At 65.2% G+C, this 21208-nt stretch carries 19 protein-coding genes; 4 read left to right on the top strand and 15 right to left on the bottom strand.

The features are described from left to right. Positions 1-31 precede the first annotated feature (31 nt). Positions 32-1468, top strand: coding sequence for a M48 family metalloprotease (locus tag BN1233_RS02865; protein WP_046862415.1), 1437 nt, complete (start codon positions 32-34; stop codon positions 1466-1468). Positions 1469-1723: 255 nt separating this feature from the next. On the opposite strand, the gene BN1233_RS02860 is transcribed toward BN1233_RS02865, so the two are convergent. From BN1233_RS02860 to BN1233_RS02830, 7 genes are all read right to left on the bottom strand, one after another. Continuing rightward, positions 1724-2596 (bottom strand): RNA polymerase factor sigma-32, encoded by an 873-nt coding sequence (locus tag BN1233_RS02860; protein WP_046861929.1) that lies wholly within the window; start codon positions 2594-2596, stop codon positions 1724-1726. A 249-nt stretch (positions 2597-2845) separates the two neighbouring features. Continuing rightward, positions 2846-3415: a CarD family transcriptional regulator gene (locus BN1233_RS02855; protein WP_046861928.1), complete on the bottom strand. Its 570-nt coding sequence runs from the start codon at positions 3413-3415 to the stop codon at positions 2846-2848. A 360-nt stretch (positions 3416-3775) separates the two neighbouring features. After that, on the bottom strand, positions 3776-4114 hold the full coding sequence (fdxA, locus tag BN1233_RS02850) for a ferredoxin FdxA (protein ID WP_046861927.1): 339 nt from the start codon (positions 4112-4114) through the stop codon (positions 3776-3778). A 57-nt stretch (positions 4115-4171) separates the two neighbouring features. Further along, complete coding sequence (locus BN1233_RS02845) at positions 4172-4477, bottom strand: RNA-binding S4 domain-containing protein (RefSeq protein ID WP_046862414.1); 306 nt, start codon at positions 4475-4477, stop codon at positions 4172-4174. Between the two features lie 60 nt (positions 4478-4537). Further along, a complete protein-coding gene (locus BN1233_RS02840) occupies positions 4538-7879 on the bottom strand; it encodes a helicase-related protein (RefSeq protein ID WP_046861926.1) in 3342 nt (1113 codons plus the stop codon). 278 nt (positions 7880-8157) lie between these two features. Continuing rightward, the gene (locus tag BN1233_RS02835; protein WP_046861925.1) at positions 8158-8514 is read right to left on the bottom strand and encodes a hypothetical protein; all 357 of its coding nucleotides are present in this window, start codon (positions 8512-8514) and stop codon (positions 8158-8160) included. A gap of 48 nt (positions 8515-8562) precedes the next feature. After that, a complete protein-coding gene (locus BN1233_RS02830) occupies positions 8563-9402 on the bottom strand; it encodes a DUF3108 domain-containing protein (RefSeq protein WP_046861924.1) in 840 nt (279 codons plus the stop codon). A 232-nt stretch (positions 9403-9634) separates the two neighbouring features. On the opposite strand from BN1233_RS02830, the gene rpmB reads away from it, so the two are divergent. Further along, the gene (gene rpmB, locus BN1233_RS02825; RefSeq protein WP_046862413.1) at positions 9635-9925 is read left to right on the top strand and encodes a 50S ribosomal protein L28; all 291 of its coding nucleotides are present in this window, start codon (positions 9635-9637) and stop codon (positions 9923-9925) included. A gap of 95 nt (positions 9926-10020) precedes the next feature. Next, on the top strand, positions 10021-10641 hold the full coding sequence (locus BN1233_RS02820) for a queuosine precursor transporter (RefSeq protein WP_046861923.1): 621 nt from the start codon (positions 10021-10023) through the stop codon (positions 10639-10641). A 314-nt stretch (positions 10642-10955) separates the two neighbouring features. On the opposite strand, the gene BN1233_RS02815 is transcribed toward BN1233_RS02820, so the two are convergent. The 4 genes from BN1233_RS02815 to BN1233_RS02800 form a co-directional block, all read right to left on the bottom strand. After that, entirely contained in the window at positions 10956-11972 is a 1017-nt protein-coding gene (locus BN1233_RS02815; RefSeq protein WP_046861922.1) for an esterase-like activity of phytase family protein, read from the bottom strand. After that, the gene (gene cobT, locus BN1233_RS02810; RefSeq protein ID WP_046861921.1) at positions 11969-13864 is read right to left on the bottom strand and encodes a cobaltochelatase subunit CobT; all 1896 of its coding nucleotides are present in this window, start codon (positions 13862-13864) and stop codon (positions 11969-11971) included. Before cobT ends, BN1233_RS02815 begins: the two co-directional genes overlap by 4 nt. 36 nt (positions 13865-13900) lie before the next feature. Continuing rightward, complete coding sequence (gene cobS, locus BN1233_RS02805) at positions 13901-14890, bottom strand: cobaltochelatase subunit CobS (RefSeq protein WP_046861920.1); 990 nt, start codon at positions 14888-14890, stop codon at positions 13901-13903. Positions 14891-15162: 272 nt separating this feature from the next. Then, positions 15163-15783 (bottom strand): J domain-containing protein, encoded by a 621-nt coding sequence (locus tag BN1233_RS02800; RefSeq protein WP_046861919.1) that lies wholly within the window; start codon positions 15781-15783, stop codon positions 15163-15165. Between the two features lie 81 nt (positions 15784-15864). Between BN1233_RS02800 and BN1233_RS02795 the strand changes: the two genes are divergently transcribed. Further along, on the top strand, positions 15865-16131 hold the full coding sequence (locus BN1233_RS02795) for a BolA family protein (RefSeq protein WP_046861918.1): 267 nt from the start codon (positions 15865-15867) through the stop codon (positions 16129-16131). Positions 16132-16152: 21 nt separating this feature from the next. Here the strand turns inward: BN1233_RS02795 and BN1233_RS02790 are convergent, their stop codons facing one another. The 4 genes from BN1233_RS02790 to BN1233_RS02775 all read right to left on the bottom strand — a co-directional run bounded on the left by BN1233_RS02790 (position 16153) and on the right by BN1233_RS02775 (position 21071). Beyond that, entirely contained in the window at positions 16153-17778 is a 1626-nt protein-coding gene (locus BN1233_RS02790; RefSeq protein WP_046861917.1) for a M14 family zinc carboxypeptidase, read from the bottom strand. 17 nt (positions 17779-17795) lie between these two features. Continuing rightward, complete coding sequence (locus BN1233_RS02785) at positions 17796-18962, bottom strand: acetyl-CoA acetyltransferase (protein ID WP_046861916.1); 1167 nt, start codon at positions 18960-18962, stop codon at positions 17796-17798. Positions 18963-19392: 430 nt separating this feature from the next. Further along, complete coding sequence (locus tag BN1233_RS02780; protein WP_048708843.1) at positions 19393-19632, bottom strand: hypothetical protein; 240 nt, start codon at positions 19630-19632, stop codon at positions 19393-19395. Between the two features lie 536 nt (positions 19633-20168). Further along, a complete protein-coding gene (locus BN1233_RS02775) occupies positions 20169-21071 on the bottom strand; it encodes a DMT family transporter (RefSeq protein WP_046861914.1) in 903 nt (300 codons plus the stop codon). Between the last annotated feature and the right edge of the window lie 137 nt (positions 21072-21208).

Below are 21208 nucleotides of genomic sequence, written 5' to 3'. Positions count from 1 at the left end.
AAGCTGTCCGTGCGCCGGCAGGACTATGGCGATGAAAGCGCTCGCAAGACCGTTTGGGAGGCTGGCCTGTCTCGCGCTGGCAAGCGGGCTCTTGGCCGGCTGCGCCATCGTCGGCGCGACGGCGCCCGTTCCCCTTCCGCCTTCGGCACCGCGGACCGTTGCGGAGAAACCCGCCGATCGGGATCATGCGCGCCTCGTTGCGGCCTTCGGGGGTGAGCTTCGCACACCGGCGGCCCAGCGACTGGCCACCGAAATCGCCGGACGGCTGGTGGCCGCGAGCGATCGCCCGGACGAAACCTACCAGGTCACGATCCTGAACTCTCCGGTCGTGAACGCTTTCGCGCTGCCGAGCCGCCGCCTCTATCTGACGCGCGGCCTGCTTGCTCTCGCGAATGACACCGCCGAGCTCGCGGCCGTGATCTCCCACGAGATTGCGCACGTCACCCTGCGCCATGCGGCGCTCCGCAACGAGCTCGTCGCCCGCTCCGCCCTGATCAGCCAGGTTGCCCAGGACGTGTTGAACGATCCGGCCGAAGCTGCCGTGGTGCGGGAGCAATCCCGCTTCGTGCTCGCGAGCTTCTCGCGGAGCCAGGAACACGAAGCCGATCAGGCCGGTGTGAAGGTCCTTGCGCGGGCCGGTTACGACCCGTTCGGAGCTCCACGTTTCCTCTCCTCGCTCGGGCGTCTCGGCGGCAGCGAGGATCACGACCGGCCCGTAGGAGACATGCTGTCGACGCATCCGAGTACGAAGGAGCGGATCCACCTCGCGACGCAGGCGGCGCGCCGCAGCGGCGCCCCGGGGATCGGCGAGAGTGACCGCCGGCGCTACCTCGAAACGATCGACAATCTCGCCTACGGGGACGATCCGGCCGACGGCGTCGTCCGGGGGCGCCGGTTCCTGCACGGGCGCCTACGCGTCGCCTTCGATGCGCCCGAGGGTTTCACGCTCGAGAACACGGCGCAGGCCGTCATGGGCGCCACCGGCGATGGGACTCGCCGCCTGCTCTTCGATGCGACCGAGACGCCGAGCGGCCAGAGCCTCGAGGAGGTGCTGCGATCGACCTGGTCCGACACAATCGAACCCGACAGTGTCGAGACGATGATGGTCAACGGCCTGCCGGCGGTCGTCGCCCTGTCGCGCGGCAAGGACTGGGCCTTCAGGCTGGCCGCCGTCAGGATCGGCAGCACCACCTTCCGTCTGATTCTCGCCTCACGGGCCGGGGTGGACGATGTCGAGGCGCTCTTCCGCCGGACCTTGCCGACGGTGCGCGCCTTGTCCGCCGAAGAGGCGGCCTCGATCCGGCCACTGCGCCTGCAGGTGGTCACAGCGACACAGGGCGACACGGCTGAAACCATGGCGGCCCGGATGGCCTCCGATCGGCCGTTGGAGCGCTTCCTGCTCCTGAACGGCCTTGACCGCCCGGTGCCGCTCAAGGCTGGCGAACGCTATAAGATCGTGGTCGAGTAAAGAGCCTTATCGGAAAGCGCAGCGTTTCCCCTCACCCGCCTCTGGGGCAACCTCTCTCACAAGGAGTGAAGTGAAGATATGGCACTGTGAATACATCACTTTTGGGTTCGTTCTGCCAAATCGGGGCGACCTCTCTCACACGAGGCGAAGTGATGTGCAGCGCCACGGTCTTCACCTCTCACCCAGCGGGCAAGGTCGACGCCCGAAGGGCAGCGGATTAGGTTGGCTGCTCTGCATTCGAAAGCTGAACGCCCCTCACACGAAAGCGCCGGTCGCGTGTGGGTGGCGGTCGATCAGGGCGCGCTTCAGCTTTTCGAGGGCGCGGTTCTCAATCTGTCGGACGCGCTCCTTCGAGATACCAAGTCGATCTCCGAGGAACTCGAGCGTGACCTGCTCGTCGTCGAGACGGCGCGCCCGCAGGATTCTGAGCTCGCGCTCGTTCAGAACCTCGAGCGCCTGCTGGAGCCAGCGTACCCGGCGCTCGTTGTCGATGACTTCGCTGACTTTCTCGTCCGGGAGCGGGCTGGTGTCGACGAGAAACTCGACTCGCTCGGTGGAACCCGAGGAATCGGCGTCCTGCATAGGCGCATTGAGGGAGGTGTCCGGCGCCGAGAGCCGGGCATCCATGAGCGCGACGTCCTTGCGCGAGACGCCGATCGCCTCGGCAATCTTTCCGTGCACCTCGTCGGCAATCCGCTCCTCGCCGCCTCGGGTCAGCCGGGCGCGGAGACGGCGCAGGTTGAAGAACAGCGCCTTCTGGGCCGAGCTCGTGCCGCCACGGACGATTGACCAGTTGCGCAGGATGTAGTCCTGAATCGAGGCGCGGATCCACCATGTCGCGTAGGTGGAGAAGCGCACGTCGCGTTCCGGTTCGAACCGGGCCGCCGCTTCGAGAAGGCCAACATGCCCCTCCTGAACGAGATCCGCCATCGGAAGCCCGTAATGCCTAAACCGTGTCGCGAGCGAAATCACGAGGCGCATATGCGCCGAGGTCAGGCGGTGGAGTGCCGCTTCGTCCCTCTTCTCTCGCCAGCGTACAGCTAGTTCACGTTCTTCCTCACGTTCCAGGAATGGGGCGTCCATCGCGGCGCGGACGAAACGACGACGTACCCCTGAGATTTCTCCCATCGCGGCCTCCCTTGCCCCCTATGCAACTTACGGAGAGGCAAAAAGTTCGAGGCGGACGGTCAAGTTTTTGCCACGCCACCCGATTTGCGCTGCGACGGGCCGTCACGCCCGGATGGAAACGAGTCTTCGAGGGGAGACTACTGCTTGCAGAAGTCCAAACGGCAGGCTCATGCAAGGGAGCCTGTGCAGATATGCAAAAAGCCCGGCCAAGCCGGGCTTTTCGCGCATTGCGGGAAGGAAGCGGCCGCGTCAGGCAGCCTCGTCCTGCAGATCCTCGGGCTCTTCCGTGGCTTTCGTACGCCGCGGCGACTTCGCGAGGCTCTGCTCGATGAGCTTCAGGGCTTCGGTCTCGGTGATCTTGTTGACCGAGGAAATCTCGCGCACGATCCGGTCGAGGGCGGCCTCGTAGAGCTGACGTTCGCTGTAGGACTGCTCCGGCTGCGCCTCGGAGCGGTAGAGGTCACGGACCACCTCGGCCACCGCGATCAGGTCGCCGGAATTGATCTTCGCCTCGTATTCCTGGGCGCGACGGGACCACATGGTGCGCTTCACGCGCGCGCGCCCGGTCAGGACCTCGAGAGCCTTTCCGACGAGGACGGGCTCGGCCAGCTTGCGCATGCCGACGCTGGCTGCCTTCGCGGTCGGAACGCGAAGAACCATCTTGTCCTTCTCAAAGGAGACGACATACAACTCCAGCTTGAAGCCTGCGATCTCCTGCTCTTCGATCGCGGTGATGCGCCCGACGCCGTGCGCCGGATAAACGATTGCTTCACCGGGTTTGAATCCCAGACGCGGGGCAGACTTCTTAGCGGTCGTCATGCGAGAAAGGCCTCCTACAACACCCGTGCCTGACGGCAGGGCATGATCCAGTTCCGACGGGATGCCCGCAGGAACAACACACAATCCGCCGCGAAACCTTCGTTTCGCCAACTCCCATGCTCACCGGTTTGTGGCAAACGCCCAGGATTCCCTGACCGCGACGCTGTTGGGCCGTCTTGGTCGTGGGACGTTCACGTCAATTCATCATCTTCTGTGAACCGCTCGCCTGCGGGAGTAGTCGGCACGCCGGGCGCGTGCGACGGCATTCGCGGAACCTATCACAGGATCGCGAAAAAAGCAAAAGAATTCCAGGGCGACAGCGCCGATCCCTCGTGTAACGGAACATCGGCACAGCCAGAATCAGTCCCCTTCGCCCGGATTCGGAGAGAAATATGTCTCGTATTTTCCGGGCTTGCCGTCGAACTCCTTCGCGTCCGAAGGAGGCTCTTTCTTCTGCGTGATGTTCGGCCAGGTCTTGGCAAAATCGGCGTTGAGCTTGAGCCACTGCTCAAGCCTGGGCTCTGTATCGGGCTTGATCGCCTCGGCCGGGCATTCAGGTTCGCACACACCGCAATCGATGCACTCGTCCGGATGAATGACGAGCATGTTCTCGCCTTCGTAGAAGCAGTCGACCGGACATACCTCCACGCAGTCCATGTATTTGCACTTGATGCAGTTCTCAGTAACGACGTAGGTCATGAGCCTCTCGTTTCTGCGCACCGGCTCGAACACTCCCTCACCGGCGTGCAGTCGCGCTTAGCTCTTGCCGTCCACGGGAGCAAGGGGGCTGTCGTCGCGGGCGAGGTCCGTATAGAGCGTCCTGGCTTCCTCAGCGGGGCCACGGCGGGACCCGAGGCCTTCCACGCGCAACACCAGAGTGGTTCGCCCGAGCGCGACAGTGACCACGTCACCAATCGCCAGAGGCTTCGCGGGGGTCTCGACCCGATGCCCATTGACGCGCACGAAGCCGGACGCGACGAGCTTCGCAGAGAGCGTGCGCGTCTTGGCGAGACGCGCGAACCAAATCCACTTGTCGAGGCGTTGCCGGTCCTGGCGGCTCATCGTGGCCCAGACATCCTCCGGCTCGGCCCGCACTCCGTTCGGTGCGAGCGGAGCCCTCGATCAGCGGTTTCCCTTGTCTTCGAGCTGCGCCTTCAGTGCGAGGAGCTTGGCGAAAGGCGAATTGGGGTCCGGAGCGCGGTCCCGCCGCTCCTCGCGACGGTGATCCGGACGCTCACGCCTCTGATCGCCCCGGTGCTCATGCCGCTGGTCGGGCCACGGGCCACGCCGCTCGTCATGACGCCCAGGACGCTGGGGACGAGCCGGGCGGCCCTCGCCGGCAGGACCGGAAGCCCCGTCCCGGGCAGCTAAGTCGGGACGCTGGGGCCGGTCACGGCGGTCCGGGCGCTCACCCCGCGGATGGGGACGGCGCTCCTGCCGCTCTCCGGCCTGGTCGCTCCCCCGCCCCTTGCCGCGATTGCGGTTCGGGCGCCGCTCGTGATGGCGCCGGCCGATATGCCAGACCTCGATCATGGTCGGCTCGGGCGTTGCAGCCGCGTCCACTGCGCCCTCGGCCCGGATCTCTTCCGATTCTGCGGAAGCAGTCTCGGCGGAGGCTTCTCCCTCGGTCGGCGCAGCACCCTCCGCAGGCGAAGCCTCGACCGGCGCGGCCGTGTCGGCCTCTTCGGTCCGTTCGGTCCCCGCCTCGGCGGTCGCATCGGAAACGCCAACAGCCTCGACCTCGTCGGCGGGCTCTTCTACGGCTGAAACAGCTTCGGGCTCGCCTGCAGCCGCCGCGGGATGATCTGCCGGCCGATCATCCTCGGGAGCCTCCTGCGTGATCGCCTCGTCCGCGGGTGCCACATCCTCCGCGACCGGAGCATCGCCGGCCTCCTCGCTTCCCGAAGGCTCAGCGGCGACATTGTCGGGCGAGGCGGCAGCAGGTCCGTTCGCCGGTGTCACGGGCACCGAGGCCGCGGCCGGCACGAGAGGAACCGTGATGGCAGGGCCCTGCCGTGTCTCCATGACATAGCCGAGCGACTTCAGGATCGATGCAAAATCGTCTCCCGAGCAGCCCACGAGAGAGGTCATGGCGACGGTGCTCACGAAGCCGTCACCGTCCGCTGCCCCTGCCGGCGGATCGCCAGGCGTCGTGCCCGGTCGATAGGCGATCGCCGGCCGAATGAGATCGGCGAGTCGCTCCAGGATGTCGACGCGCACGGCGCGCGCGCCGCACACCCGGAAACCGGCCGCCCGGTAAAGGCCCGGGGCGATGCTGGAATCCACGGGGATCGAGGTCCGTCCGGATCCCGCGAGATGAGCGATCTCATCGATGCCCTTCTGGTCCAGGCCACCGTTCTGCAAGGCCCAGAGCTGGGCCGCCAGAGTACGGGGCGCCGGCTTCAGGAGCGCCGGAAGATAGAGATGATAGGCGCCGAAGCGCACGCCGGCCCGGCGCAGGGCGGCACGCCCTTCCTGATCGAGGCCGCGCACTTCCGTGAGCACCTTCGAGCGCTCGAGAACACCCAAGGCCTCGGCGATCTGATACCCGATGCCCCGGGCAATTCCGGTGAGCTCGGGTAGCACTTCGAGCTGCATCGCAGGGCCGAGAAGCCGCGTGACATAGGCCTTCAGCCAGGCGCGGAGTCTGTTCTCCACCTTGTCGCGCGCAGCCCCGGTGAGCTGCTCGTCCGCCAGGATGCGGAAGCGCGGCTCGAAGACCTTGTCTCCGGGCTCGAGTTTCGCGACAGGGTCGCCGAGCCAGCGGATCGTCCCGTCATTCGAGAGCACGATCGTGGCGTCGGGCGCCGATTCGAACCGGTCCGCACGCGCCTCGATCTCTCCCGAGAGTGCCTTCCCGGCGGCGTTGCGTAGGGTCTTGGCCTCGGCAGTCTCCGCCTGCGGGTCGGGCACGAAATGAAATCCGTGCAGGTGGCCGACGTGCTGGCCCTCGACGGTGACATCGCCAGCGGCCGTAATCTCAGCTTCGAGCATCGCATTCTCTCTGAGGCGCCGCATCAGAACGCTCGTGCGCCGGTCAACGAAGCGCTGGGCGAGCCGCTCATGAAGGGCGTCCGACAGCTTGTCCTCTACCTGACGGGCAACGCCCTGCCAATGCTCCGGATCTTTCAGCCAGTCCGGACGGTTCGCGACGAAGCTCCAGGTTCGCACCTGGGCAATGCGGTTCGACAGGGTGTCGATATCGCCATCCGTCCGATCGACCATGCTGATATGCCGCGCGAACCAGTCCGCGGGAATGGCGCCCTCGCGCATGATGAAGCGGTAGAGCTGGCCTACGAGATCCGCATGGGTCTGCGGCGAAACCTTGCGATAATCGGGGACTTGGCAGACCTGCCAGAGCCGCTCCACGGAGCCGCGCGAGCGAGCCAGCCTGCCGATGTCGTCCTCGCGGGAGACGACCTCGAGCGCCGCCACGTCCTCGCCCATCGGGGCCCGCAAGAGCCCGTGCTCCACCGGAGGCGCCGCGAGTCCCGCACGCAGGGAGGACAGCGACGAAAAGTCGAGATCCGGATTGCGCCATTGGATGACGCGAGCGGGGTCGAAGAAGTGGTTCTCGAGAGCCTGAACAGTCTCATTGTCGAAGGGCGGGCAGCGTCCGGTCGTCCCGAAGGTCCCGTCGCGCATGAAGCGCCCGGCCCGGCCGGCGATCTGCCCGAGCTCCGGAGGATACAGCTTCCGGAAGCGGAAGCCGTCGAACTTCTTGTCCGACGCGAAAGCGACGTGATCGACGTCGAGGTTGAGGCCCATCCCGATCGCGTCGGTCGCGACGAGGTAATCGACGTCGCCCGACTGGTAGAGCTCGACCTGTGCGTTGCGGGTCCGGGGCGACAGAGCTCCGAGCACGACGGCGGCGCCGCCGCGATGCCGCCGGATGAGCTCGGCGATGGCATAGACCTCCTCGGCCGAGAACGCGACGATTGCCGTGCGGTGCGGCAGGCGCGAAATCTTCTTCTCCCCCGCGAAGGTGAGCTTCGACAGGCGTGGCCGGGTCACGATATGGACGCCCGGGATCAGCGCCTCGACGAGATGCCGCATCGTTGCGGACCCGATCAGGAGCGTCTCCTCGCGCCCCCGCTGGTTGAGGAGCCGATCGGTGAAGACATGGCCGCGGTCGAGATCGCTGGCGAGTTGGATCTCGTCGACGGCCACAAAGGCCAGATCGAGATCACGCGGCATCGCCTCGACCGTCGAGATCCAATAGCGCGGCCGGTCCGGCTTGATCTTCTCCTCGCCGGTGATGAGGGCGACGTTGGCCGCACCGGCCTTCTCGACAACCCGCTGATACACTTCCCGCGCGAGCAGGCGCAGGGGCAACCCGATCATGCCGCTCTCGTGTCCGAGCATCCGCTCGATCGCGAAATGGGTCTTGCCGGTATTCGTCGGGCCGAGAATGGCCGTTACGCCGCGTGCACGCAGCTGCGGAAGGAGGGAACGGCGAGCCATGAGGAAGTGTCGGGCGAACGCCTCAAGGTTCCTGGCGCTGGTGGAAATGGGAGCCCCCTCGCCGGAACCGCTGCGGGGGTCGAGCCCGAACCGGAGCGACAGCCGGCGCGCACCGGGAGCGACTCGGGCAAGGCCTATATGGAGCCTGGAGATCGGGGATGCCAGAGCGGAATCGCCTCGAATGGAAGCCCTTTTGTCTGCCAAGCTCCTGCTCGAGCTCGATCTTCCCTGGTCTTCGGCCCGCTGTTCCCGGCGGACGATCCCGTCCGGAGCCCAGCTCAGCGTCCCGGACCATAGGGCGGGCGTCCGGGCCGAGACCTCCCCGGTGAGATCCCGTCGGATCCTTCCGCCTGGGAGTCGCGCGAGCCTTCCGAATTGATCATGAGTTCGATCGAATCGATCTCACGGCGACGCACCTCGATCAGATCGGCGCAGAGCGAATCGGGCATCACCTCGAGCGGGGCAGGCCGGCGATGCGGGCCGCGCCCCCCGACGATCTCCGCATAGGAATGGCTGTTGCCCCCGCAGGCGACCGTGTTCGCGCCCGCGGGAAGCACCATGAGGAAAGTCGACAGGATAATGCCGAGGCGAAGCATATGATACCGGAGCCCAAAGGCCGGGATCTGGCAATCCATTCCGCTCGGCAGGGTTAACTCGCTCCGGTCCTCGATCCCCGAATCGGTTCAGCGGCCGGCCCCAGCGCGGACCGGGCGTCCGACCGCAGGCTGAAGCTGCCCCTCGGATTGGGCATTCCACTGTAAGGCCTCGACGACGCTCATCCCGATCATGGTCCGTACGGCGATCCGGAGCGGCACGAGAACGCGCGCCCCCGGGACGGGAGCGAGCCAGACCGACATGTCCTTGTTCTCTTCCATGAACTTGGTCGCCGGACGCAGGGCGCGATGACCTGCCACCGGAACATAGCGCGCGTTGCAGACGAGAACGGGGCCGCTGTAGCCGGGCTTCTCGACTCTCTTGGTCTCCCCATAGCTCAGGACGATGTCGAAGCGCGCTCCGCCATCGAAGATCGGCAGGGTTCGGTTGCAATTGGCCGGATCCGTGAGGTCCTTTCCGATGACGGGCATCACGAGGGCGCTCACCGGGTCGAGCACCCCGCGCTTGTGGGCCTCCTCGAGCGGCACTCGGTCCGCCTTCTCTTCGAGCGGGGGCATGACCTCCAGAGCCGCGATGCCGCCCCCTGCCATGCCCATCCGGATCGTGCGCCGGTCACTCGAGGTCCTGGAGGTCAGGGCGAAGGTCGCAGGCTGCACGTTCGGGCTCGCAACCGCGCCGGATGCCGTCGCGGCGCCCTTGCTCCCCGTCAGCATTCCGGCAAGGCCGGTCAACTTTGCCGCGAGCTGTAGCTGATACTTTCCACCCTCGAAAGTGGATGCGAGATCGGCATTGCCGAGGGGCAGGCCCGCCAGGGTGATGGCGTAATCGACCTTGAGGGTCTCGCCTCCAGCGGCGGCCTGCCCGGCCGGCATCAGCATCAGAACTGCCAGGATCGACAAGCGACGCATGAAAGGATTCCGTAAGAAGTCTCGGGTGCTTGTCCAACACGAATCGGAGCAAATCGTGGCCCAGCGCCTCCGAAAATGCGAGGCGGCAGGCATGGCATTCTTGACGCGGGACCCCTTCCTGGCCTATAGGCTCGCGCCTTCCAGGACTTCCGGTGTCCTCCCGGCGTGGGATCTGCGTTTCGCAAACCCACGGCCATGCGGCTGCGACACCTTCAACAATGGGATTGAGATCATGTCGCGCCGCTGCGAACTGACCGGCAAGGCCGTTCTGACCGGCAATCTTGTCAGTCACTCGAACCGCAAGACCAAGCGTCGTTTCCTGCCGAACCTCTGCAATGTGACCCTTCGGTCGGATGCCTTGCAGCGGGCCGTGCGGCTTCGCATTTCGGCCCATGCGCTTCGCTCCGTGGAGCATCGCGGCGGCCTCGACGCCTTCCTGGCCAAGGCGAAGGCAGAGGATCTGTCGCCGAACGCTCTCGCCCTGAAGCGCGAGATCCAGAAGAAGCTCCAGCCCGCCGCCTGACGCAAAGGGCGCCGGCTTCGGTTGCATCGGGCGGCCTTCGGGCCGCCTTTTTTGCGTTCGCGGCGAGACATTGGCACAGCCGAAACTTTTCTGCGATGACTTCGTCCCGGATCGAAAACCACCGCACCTTTCTCGCTGCGGTTGCGGCGATGGCGACGGTGGTGCTCGCATCCAACATTCTCGTGCAGTATCCGATCAACATCGGTGGCCGCGAGGATTTGCTGACCTGGGGCGCATTCAGCTACCCCTTCGGTTTCCTGGTCACGGATCTCGCCAACCGGCGCTTCGGCCCGCGCGGCGCGAGGCGGATCGTCTATGTCGGCTTCCTGGCGGCCGTGATCCTCTCTGTGGCTTTTGCGACCCCGCGCATCGCCATCGCCTCCGGGAGCGCTTTTCTCGTAGCCCAGCTCCTCGACATCGCAATCTTCGATCGTCTGCGCAAGCGGGCTTGGTGGCTGCCTCCCTTCGTGTCGTCGATCGTATCGTCGGGTCTCGACACGGCGATCTTCTTCTCGATCGCTTTCTCCTGCGCACCTATACCCGGGCTCGGCCTGACCATCAGCGAGACTCTGGGCAACATCGGGATTTCCGATAGCTGCGTCATGATTCCATGGATCAATCTCGCGCTCGCGGATTTCGGCGTGAAGCTCGCCATCGCGGCGCTCGCGATCCTGCCCTACGGCGCCTTCGTCGCAGCGCGTCCGGCGATGCGGTAGGTCTTACGGATCGCCTTTGCCGGAGAGCAGCGCGGAATCGTACGAAATCCATTGTCGTATCCATCGCGCCGTTACGAAGCCCACTTCGTCATAACGAGCTGCCGGCGATGTGCTTGATCCTGACGCCGTGACCTGGATTGCTTCACTTCGTTCGCAATGAAGAAGTGGGCGTGAGGGAGGGAAGAGCACACTCGGAAACGAGAGCAGGCGCTGGATCCTCTACCGTCCTTGCGAGCCGGAGGCGAAGCAATCTATCCGTCGACGGATGCGCTCCTGGATCGCTTCACTGCGCTCGCAACGACGGGGAGGCGCGGTCAGCGCGTCAGAGCGAACTCGAGCAGCAGCGTGCGCTGCAGAGGGCTGAAATTGTCGTCCGACACGAGCGTGACGATGGTGGCGCTCCCTTCGCGGTGCACACTCATGCCTTCCATGTTGTCGATCCACGTTCCGGCTCCGCTCTCGAAGAGAACGGGCCCGTCGAGCGTGGCGCCCGGCCGGATGACGCCCGCAGGGAAGCGGCGGATTCGGGCGGCCGGCCCCCCCAGGATGGTGAACCGCCGCTCCAGCAGGAGCATGTCTCCGTCGTCGAGAAATGCGAGGTCCGTCACGTCGAAGCCGTCGCGTAGCACGATCTCGAATTCACCCCGCTGCGGACCCGTGATGATGAATCCGCGCGTCGTCGTATCGTCGACACGTTCCGCGATCGCCACGAGAGAGCCCGCGAGATCGCGGGGCGCCGGGATGACGCCGATCGCCTCGAGGCCCTGATTCGATTTCAGAGGGCCAAGGACCGGTAGCGGCACGGGCCGGGCACGAGCCTTCACGCCATCACGATCGAAGGTGGGAAACTGGAAGACCGCATGCTTGCGTTCCACGCCTACATAGGCGACGCCCCGCACGATCGTGAGGCTTTCCGTGTCGAAGTGGTGCGTGCCGCTCAGAGGCTCGCCGGACGCGCCGATGATCGGCGCCATCACGGCATTGCGCAGTCCTGTGAGCCGTCCGTCGCTGCTCACGATCTGCACAGTCAGCCAGCAGGCCCGATCCGTGATGCCGACGAGCGAACGGCCGTCGCGAGAGCGCCACAATCCGGAGAGTCCTCCGAAGGCTTCGAACGGACTCGAGAGGATCAGCCCGCTCCGGAAATGAAGCTCCCCGAATCGGCGATGTTCAGGCTCCTCGATGGTAAGGGACTCGAGAGGTTCGGCCTTGATCTCGATCGCAACAGGTTCACGCAGATCAGCCCGGCTCCAGGCACTTCGGCCTGCAGCCACGCCGCAGACGGCAATCCCCGCGAGCCCAGCGAGAACCGACCGTCGCGACAGCCTCACGCCATGGCCCTGGTGCGATGCGAACTGCGCGGGGGCGGCGCAGAGTTTTCCTCGAACAGTTCGGCGAGCTTTTCCGTCATGACGCCGCCGAGTTCCTCGGCATCGACGATCGTGACGGCCCGACGGTAATACCGCGTGACGTCATGTCCGATTCCGATGGCGATCAGTTCCACGGGCGACCGCGTCTCGATCTCCTCGATCACGTAGCGGAGATGGCGCTCGAGATAGTTGCCGGGATTGACCGACAGCGTGGAGTCGTCGACAGGCGCCCCATCCGAGATCACCATCAGGATGCGCCGTTGCTCGGGCCGACCGAGGAGCCGCTTGTGGGCCCAGTCGAGCGCCTCGCCGTCGATATTCTCCTTGAGCAGACCCTCGCGCATCATGAGCCCGAGATTCTTGCGGGCACGACGCCACGGTGCGTCGGCGGCCTTGTAGATGATGTGGCGCAGATCGTTCAGGCGCCCGGGATTCGCGGGCTTCCCGCTCTGAAGCCAGCTCTCGCGCGACTGCCCACCCTTCCAGGCCCGCGTGGTGAATCCGAGGATTTCGACCTTGACGCCGCAGCGCTCGAGAGTGCGCGCGAGGATATCCGCACAGCTTGCGGCGACGGTGATCGGCCGGCCGCGCATCGAGCCCGAATTGTCGAGGAGGAGCGTGACGACCGTATCCCGGAAATTCGTGTCTTTCTCCTGCTTGAAGGTGAGAGGCTGGAATGGATCGACGACGACCCGCGGCAGCCGCGCCGGATCGAGCATTCCCTCTTCAAGGTCGAACTCCCAGGCTCTGTTCTGCTGGGCAAGGAGCCGCCGTTGCAGCCGGTTCGCCAGACGCCCGACGACGCCCTGCAGATGCGCGAGCTGCTTGTCGAGATAAGCGCGCAACCGGGACAGTTCGTCCGGATCGCAAAGATCCTCGGCATGAACGATTTCGTCGAAGCGCTGCGTGAAGGCCTTGTAGTCCGGAGCACGTGGCTCGTTCGAGCGTGATGGAGGCGGACGCCAGGCTTCCGCGGCATCATCGCTGTCCGCGTCTTCGGCCTCGTCGGGAAACTCGCCGCTCGGGGCATCGGCCGCTTCGGAAGCGCCGTCCTCGAGATCCTCGCTGCCATCATCGGAGACCTCGATCTCGGCGCGATCCCCCTGCGCATCCTGCTCGGATTCGCCCTCGCCACCCTGCTGCTCGTCCGACTGGCTTTCCTCGTCGCTCTCCTCATCATCGGAATCGAGCGCGGCATCGTCCACCATATCGAGCGCCGACAGCATGTCGCGCACGCTTCTCGCGAAATCACGCTGCCGCTCGATGTTCCGCGCGAGCGCGTCGAGATCGTGTCCCGCACGCTCCTCGATGAAGTCGCGCCAGAGATCGACGATCTTCGTCGCCGCGGGAGGTGGCCGCAGTCCGGTCAGACGCTCGCGAACGAGCAGCGCCACGGCGTCCTCGAGGGGTGCGTCGGCACGATCCGTGATGTTCTCGTATTTGCCGCCGCGGTGATAGCGATCCTCGAGCATTGCGGAGAGATTGTTCGCGACTCCGCTCATGCGCCGCGAGCCGATGGCCTCGACGCGCGCCTGCTCGACGGCATCGAACACCGCGCGCGCCGCCGCCCCGTCGGGTGCGAGGCGCCGATGCACATTGTGATCGTGGCAGGCGAGGCGGAGAGCCATCGAATCCGCATGCCCGCGCAGAACGGCGATGTCCTGCTCGGACAGCCGCCGTGGCGGCTCGGGGAGACGGGCCTTCTCGCCCATGAGAGCGGGTCGATCGGACGCGAAAGTCACCTCGAGTTCGGCATGCCTCGAAACGGCGCGCATGCATCCCGCAATCGCGCGCTTCAGCGGCTCGACGGGGGCCTCTTTCTTTTCACCGGCTTTACGATTCGAGATCGACATTGAGATCCGCGTACGGGCCCTGGCCCGTGAAGGTGCCTAGCTGAGAGCGACGTTGACGGCGCTCTCGGGCAGCTCCTTGCCAAAGCTGCGCTGGTAGAATTCTGCCACGAGTGGACGCTCGAGCTCGTCGCATTTGTTCAAGAACGTCACCCTGAATGCAAAGCCGAGATCGCCGAAGATCTCGGCGTTCTCCGCCCAGGTGATCACCGTGCGCGGCGACATCACCGTCGAGAGGTCGCCGGCGATGAAGGCGTTCCGGGTGAGATCGGCGACGCGAACCATCCTGTTGACGATATCGCGGCCTTCCGAGCTGTCCTGGTAGTGCTTCGCCTTGGAGAGAACGATGTCCACTTCCTTGTCGTGCGGCAGATAATTCAAGGTCGTGACAATCGACCAGCGGTCCATCTGACCCTGGTTGATCTGCTGGGTGCCGTGATAGAGGCCCGACGTGTCGCCGAGCCCGACCGTATTCGCCGTCGCGAACAGCCGGAAAGCGGGATGCGGCTTGATCACCCGGCGCTGGTCGAGAAGCGTCAGCTTGCCGGATTGCTCGAGAACCCGCTGAATCACGAACATCACGTCCGGTCGTCCGGCGTCATATTCGTCGAAAACGAGAGCAATGTTGTTCTGCAGCGCCCAGGGCAGGATGCCGTCCCGGAACTCGGTGATCTGCTTGCCCTCCTTGAGCACGATCGCGTCCTTGCCGACGAGGTCGATGCGCGAGACATGGCTGTCGAGGTTCACGCGGACGCAGGGCCAGTTCAGGCGCGCCGCTACCTGCTCGATATGGGTCGATTTTCCGGTGCCGTGATAACCCGTGATCATCACGCGGCGGTTGCGGGCGAATCCAGCGAGGATGGCGAGCGTCGTCTCCCGATCGAACAGATAATCGGGATCGAGATCCGGCACATGCTCCTCGGGCTGCGAAAAGGCCGGCACCTCGAAATCCGAATCGATGCCGAAGACCTGACGCACGGAGACCTTCATGTCCGGGATTGAGCTCAGCGGTTCGGGCGATGCCAGCATGGAGGCCTCTTGATCGTAATGGCAGCTACTGCGTCAGGGTGTCATATAGGCCGCAGCGCAGCGGTGCAATTTCGCTTTCTGCACAACGCCCCTGCGCGCGGGTCGGTTCTGCGACAGGTCGACGGTCCGGGTCAGCATTCCCGCCCTGAACTCGCCTGCGCGTCTGGCCCCACGGAGAATCGCTCCGCATCGCTGACCTGCGGCCTCTTTCGAGCCGGGCCCGATTGGGTGAGGATTCTGCGTGATTCCAGTTCGGCACCAGGGATGCGGCGTCAGCACATCCCTGCCGTCTTGAGCGTATCGTGCGCTTTGATGATATCGCGCAAACGCCCTTCGAAAGATCGATCTCCCCCATTCGCATCTGGGTGAAACCGCTTCACCAGGGCCTTGTACTGCGCCTTGATCGTGGGACCGTCGGCATTCTCGTCCAGGCCCAGGATATCGAGCGCGCGGCGGACCGGACCGGAATGACGGGGCCGCTTCACCTCCGGGGCCTCAACCTTGGCTTTGGCCGTACGGAAATCCTGGCCCTGCAGAATCCCGAGCGGATCGAAATAGGACCAGTCGCGGGATCGCGACTCCTCGCCCGCGCCGCCGCTGCGGTTGACGCCCATCGGAAAGGTCGGACGGTGGCCGATCACCGAATCCTTCTGGAATTCTGCGACGGCAGCATCGGTCATTCCGGCAAAGTAGTTGTAGGACGCGTTGTAATCCCGAACGTGATCGAGACAGAATCGAAAATACTGCCCCTCATGGTTCCGGCCTTTGGGCGCGCGATGAGTCCCCGCCGCATTGCAGCCGGGATGCTCGCAAGCCGGACCTTGCGACTCGCGAGGCTCCTCGCAATTCGGCTTGATCCGGATGCGATCGAACAAGGGCGAATTGAGATCCATGACTGGCCGATTATGAGGAGTCTTCGAGTGCGGGCAAGGCCCGAACGCTTTTCGCCGCAGGCCTGCTGACGAGGGAAACCGATGAACCTGAAAGACCTGATAACCCGAATGCTCAACGAGCGTCTCGCACCGAGCGAACTCGCCGTTATCGACGAGTCGGAACAGCATCGCGGCCATAGCGGCTGGCGCGAAGGCGGGCAAACTCACTTTCGCATTGATATTGTATCACCGGCTTTCATCGGCAAGAGTCGCGTCGAGCGGCACCGAATGGTCAATGACAGCGTCCGCGAGGCATTCGACCGTGGTATTCACGCCCTTGCCGTGAAGGCTCGCGCACCCGGTGAATAGCGGGCGCCGCGAAACCCACGATCACAGTGGGCAATCGGCGGAGACCGGCAGCGGTTCCCCGGGCAGGAGCCGGTAGATCGATGTCTCGCCGGAAGCCTCGACCGGGATCAGGCCCGAGCCGATGAAGCTGCCCGGCGAATCGGGCTCGAGAGCTGCCGAGACGATGACCGCCGCCTCTTGCCTGATCGGCACGACGACGGCCCCTTTCGCCGGGGTGATCGCACGCCTGACGAGGCTCACCTCGACGGTCCCCTCGGGATTGATGCTTCGCGGTCTCGACGGCGCCTCTTTCGCGGAGATCAGGAAAGCCTCGGCCACGACCGATTCCGTCCGCGCCTCGCAGAGATGGACGCCGCGCGTCTTCAGGGCGTCTATGACGGCCTGTGCCGCGGGCTGGATCAGGTAGCCCACAGGTCGAAGCCGCGTGCGCGTGATCGACACCCGGCGGGTATCCGTGAAATCCACAGGCATCCGGATCTCTGCGGCAGTCCGGGGATCGGCAAGCGGGATCTCCCCCGACGCGCTTTCCGTCCGATACTCGATGACGATCGGCTCATCGGTTTCGGCGATCCTGCGCCGCGCGGCCCCGACATGGCTCAGGAGAGCGTCGGGTTCCGTCGCGGCCTGCTCGATTACGGCCTTGGCCGCGAGATAATGCGTTGCGACCCTCCGTTGGTAGCCTTGGCGGCCGACGCCGATTCCGCGGGTTTCGACGAGGATCGAGACGGCCCCGCTCATCGCGAAATTGTTGCGTGAAATCCCGGGAGAGTTCCCTCCGAGCGACACCTCCCGCCCCATCGCGGTGTAATACCAGGACCAGCTCAGCCCGACGGGCTCGAAGGCATGCCCGATCGCGGGGATGAAGACCTGCTCGGCATAAGAGGCGATTTCCCGCACCACGGCCGGATGCGTCGCCTGGAGAAGCATCGCATCGCTCTTCTGGATGGCTCCGAACTGCGAGAGCCAAGCCCCTGCGACCTGGAACTCGTGCGCATCGAGGACGAGATCCGGCGGCATTTCCGCCATCGCGGCGTGAAGCGCGCTGACCTCCGGCGAGGTGAGCAGCAGGTGGTCGCGATTCAGATCGCTCCCATCGGCGGCGGTTCTGGTCGCAGCCTCCGCCCCATCGGGATTGAGCCTGGGGACGATGACGACCGTGACCCGCTGCAGCGAGCCGCGCAATTCTCCGGTGGCGAGGGCCGAGGCGATCGCGAGCATCGCCTCGCCGCCGGCCGGCTCGTTCCCGTGCTGCTGGCCGATGAGCCAGAGGATCGGACGCCCCAAGGCGCGAATTGCTGCGGCCTCACGGAGGCCTTCGGCCGTGAAGACCAGGACGGGAAGCTCCCTGCCCTGCCGACTGAAGCCGAGCCGGCCCAGGTATAGATTTGGCGACCTGGACGCCAAGCCCTTCACATGAGCCAGCATTTCGTCGTAGGTCGTGAGCGTCCGGTGGCCCGGGGTGAGAGCTGGCGAATCGAGGGTGATGGGGATCGGCCCCAGACCCGCCAGGACGGCCTCACTCTGCTGGTACTCACGCGCCTGCGCAGACGCGGCAAGCGGCAGGACAAGAAAGGCGAGCGCGAGAAGCCACCGGACGCACCCTGTGCCGGGATGCGGCGCGGCTCCCCTCCCGCGTACCCTGCACATGAACGGATCGAGGCGGATTATTTGATCCGCTCGAGAATGCTCACGTAGTTCGCGACAGCGGCTCCGCCCATGTTGAAGATGCCGCCGAGCACCGGATTGCGCACCTGGATGCCGCCGGCCTCGTCACAGAGCTGCATCGCGGAGAGCGCGTGCATCGAGACACCCGTGGCGCCGATCGGGTGCCCCTTGGCCTTGAGGCCACCGGACGGGTTCACCGGGAGCTTCCCGGTCCGCTCGGTCCAGCCCTCCTTCACCGCGATGGCGCCCTGGCCGGGCTTCGTCAGGCCCATGGCCTCGTATTCGATGAGTTCGGCGATGGTGAAGCAGTCATGGGTCTCGACGAAGGAGAGATCCGAGATCTGGACGCCCGCCTGAGCGAGGGCCCGCTGCCAAGCCACGGCGCAGCCCTCGAAGGAGACGATATCCCGCTTCGACATCGGCAGGAAATCCTGGGCGTGCGCCGTGGACCGGAACGCCACCGCTCGCTTCATCCGCAGGGCCGTTTCGGTGTCGGCCAGAACGATCGTCGCAGCGCCGTCCGAAACCAGCGAGCAATCCGTCCGCTTCAGCGGTCCGGCGACGATCGGGTTCTTCTCGCTTTCGGCGCGGCAGAACTCGTAGCCGAGATCCTTGCGCATCTGGGCATAGGGATTATCGACCCCGTTGCGGTGGTTCTTGGCGGCGATCAGGGCGAGGGCGTCCGACTGGTCTCCGTGGCGCTGGAAATATAGGCCCGCGATCTTGCCGAAGACGCCCGCAAACCCTCCCGGAGTGTCGCCGTCCTCGGGGAGATAGGAGGCTTTCAGGAGATTGCGGCCGATCTCCGGGCCGGGCGTCCGCGTCATCTGCTCGACACCGACGACGAGCACGACCTTGGCGCGCTTGGCCTCGATGGTCTTGATGCCCTGCTGGACGGCGGCCGATCCGGTCGCGCAGGCGTTCTCGACCCGGGTGGCGGGCTTGAACCGGAATCCGTCATTCGCCTGGAACACGAGGCTCGCCGTGAAGTCCTGCGGGCTGAAGCCCGCGTTGAAGTGACCGAGCACGACCTCATCGACGTCCTCGACGGAGATGCCGGCATGGGCGAGCGCCTCGTCGGTCACACGCACGATCAGGCTCTCGACCGTCTCCGTATCGAGCTTGCCGAAGGGGGTGTGGGCCCAGCCCACGATACATGCGGTCATGGTTCGTCTCACGTTCCGTTCGTGCCTCAAGATGCGACGAGAGAGGCCGGCTCGCAAGGCGCACGGGATGCAGGATGACATGTCGAGGGCGCAGAGCCATTTGCGCGGAGGATCTCTTGCGACGGCTCGGCCGGAAGCGCGTTCGCGACCGCCGCTCCAGCCATGAGCTTGGCCTTGGATGTTGGTCGTTGACCACGGTCGTAAGCGGCACGAGACACCCTACACATTCCGCAACGTCAACATCTCCTTAACCCGATCGAGACAGTCTGATCTCGGGCCAGCGTTGCGTAAGGGCCCGCCGAGGCAACAAGGCCCTCGTTCGGTGCTCAGCCGGACGAGGGCCTTATTCGCGGCCAGTGCACCCGGATCTCGGACCGGCCATTCGAGTCCAACGGACTTCTCATGCGCCTTCGGCCGATCGTCGTGTCCGTCAAGTGCTCCGGAAGGCCAACCTCACGTATTTGAGCGCGTCGGCATTCAGACGGTCCGCATCACGCTCGCCGTGGAACAGGCATTCGAGAATGAGCCGCGCCAGGAACACGCGAAAGGCCTCGGGGACCGGTCTGTCGATGGCTGCCAGCGCCGTCTCATAGACAGCGGAGGCAAGGCGCAGGTCGTCCGGATCGAGAGCGCGCGCCGTCAATGGCGGGAGGCAAAAGTGACAGGTCATCTGAAAATCCCCAGCGCATCGCCGAGCCGGAGATGGCTGCTTTCTTGCCCGGCGATTCGTTCTGCAAGGTAAGCTGGAGGATGATGGCCAATCTATTCGGCAAATCGCTGGGGCCGATACGGCCAAGGTATTACGGGACGCTCGAGCCGGCCGAGCGGGCAGATTTCTCTGAGGGGTGCCGATGCTCTGCCCCTGCCTGCCCTTCGAAAACCACCGGCCGTTAACCCATCGTTAACCATCCGGGCGCAGCCTGACGGTCAGGTCGGTTCATCCGGCTCGTCTCCCAATCCTGCCCCGCCCGGTCACGTCATGCTTGGCGGGGTTTCTTTTGGTATCGGCTTCGATGGCCTTGACGTTGATCGTGTTGGGACTGGGGGCGCTCTATGTGCTGCCCAATCGAATCAGAAGGCATCCCGCCGTCCGCCGGCCGTCGTAAATCGCGGCTCCTGGACCGTTCTGCCAACCATACAGGTCCATTCGACTGTCGAACGGAACCCGGGTGCGGGCCCAATATCGACCCGCCGGGCAGTTATCCGTCAGGACTGCGCGGCGAGAAGCAGGACGACCCCGATCACGATCAGGCCGATCCCGAGGAGTTCCCGGGCGCTCGTCTCCTGGCGGAAGAGACGGTGCGATACCGCCTGCGCCATCAGGACCTCCACAAGGGCGAGAGTGCGCACGTTCGCGGCACTCGTCAGCGAGAAGCCGATGAACCAGAATTGCGAGGCAAGTGCGCCCAGGAAGCCGGCGCCGAGGGATGGCCGCCAGGCCCTCAGGCTCCCCCACAGGGCGGCACGGTCGAACACGGCGAGCCACAGAATGAGAACAAGGGTCTGGACTCCGAGGGACCAGGCGAGGGTCGTCGTGGCGCGAACCAGGAACGAGCCCGAGGGGAGTTCCAGGATCGCTCCCCGGAAGCCCGTTGCCGAGAGCGCGAACAACGCTCCGGCACCGATTCCCAGCGCCACCGGCCGGAGAGAGGCCTTCGCGGCCACAGCGGCCGGATTCATCGACATCAGAACGACGCCGACCGTTGCGACGACGATTGCGGCCAGGAGGGGCAGCGTCAACACGTCTCCGAGCAGGACGAGGCCGAGGACCGCAGTCTGAACGGGCTCGGTCTTGATGAGCGCGGTGACGACCGAGAAAGAGCGCTCGCGCATGGCAGCCAGCATCAGCGCCGTTGCGAGGATCTGCGCCATCGCCCCAAGAATCAGGTAGCCCGCGAAGGAGGCTCCCGGCAACGGGAGTTGTTCTCCCGTGACGGTGATCACGCCGGCCAGGAAGATCAGCGAGAAGGGAAACCCGTACAGGAAGCGCACCTGAGTCGCGCCGACGGTTCCGAGCGTCTCCGTAAGGGTGCGCTGCGTTGCGTTCCGGGCCGTCTGGGCAGCGGCTGCCGCGAGCGTTGCGGGAATCCAGAGTTGCGTCAGGTCCAAGAAAGGTCCGCCCGGCCTCGGTGCCACGGTCTTGCCATGGATTCGGTTGAAGGAAGGTGCTGCACAAGGCTCGTCGCCCGAGTCGGCATACTATGCAATAACCTCGGCTGGGGCTAAACAATAGGCTCCGCTTCATC

The organism is Microvirga massiliensis, from assembly GCF_001006805.1.
Lineage (GTDB): Bacteria > Pseudomonadota > Alphaproteobacteria > Rhizobiales > Beijerinckiaceae > Microvirga > Microvirga massiliensis.
The sequence above is the reverse complement of the archived record's forward strand: the minus strand, read 5'-3'. Positions and strand labels throughout refer to the sequence as shown.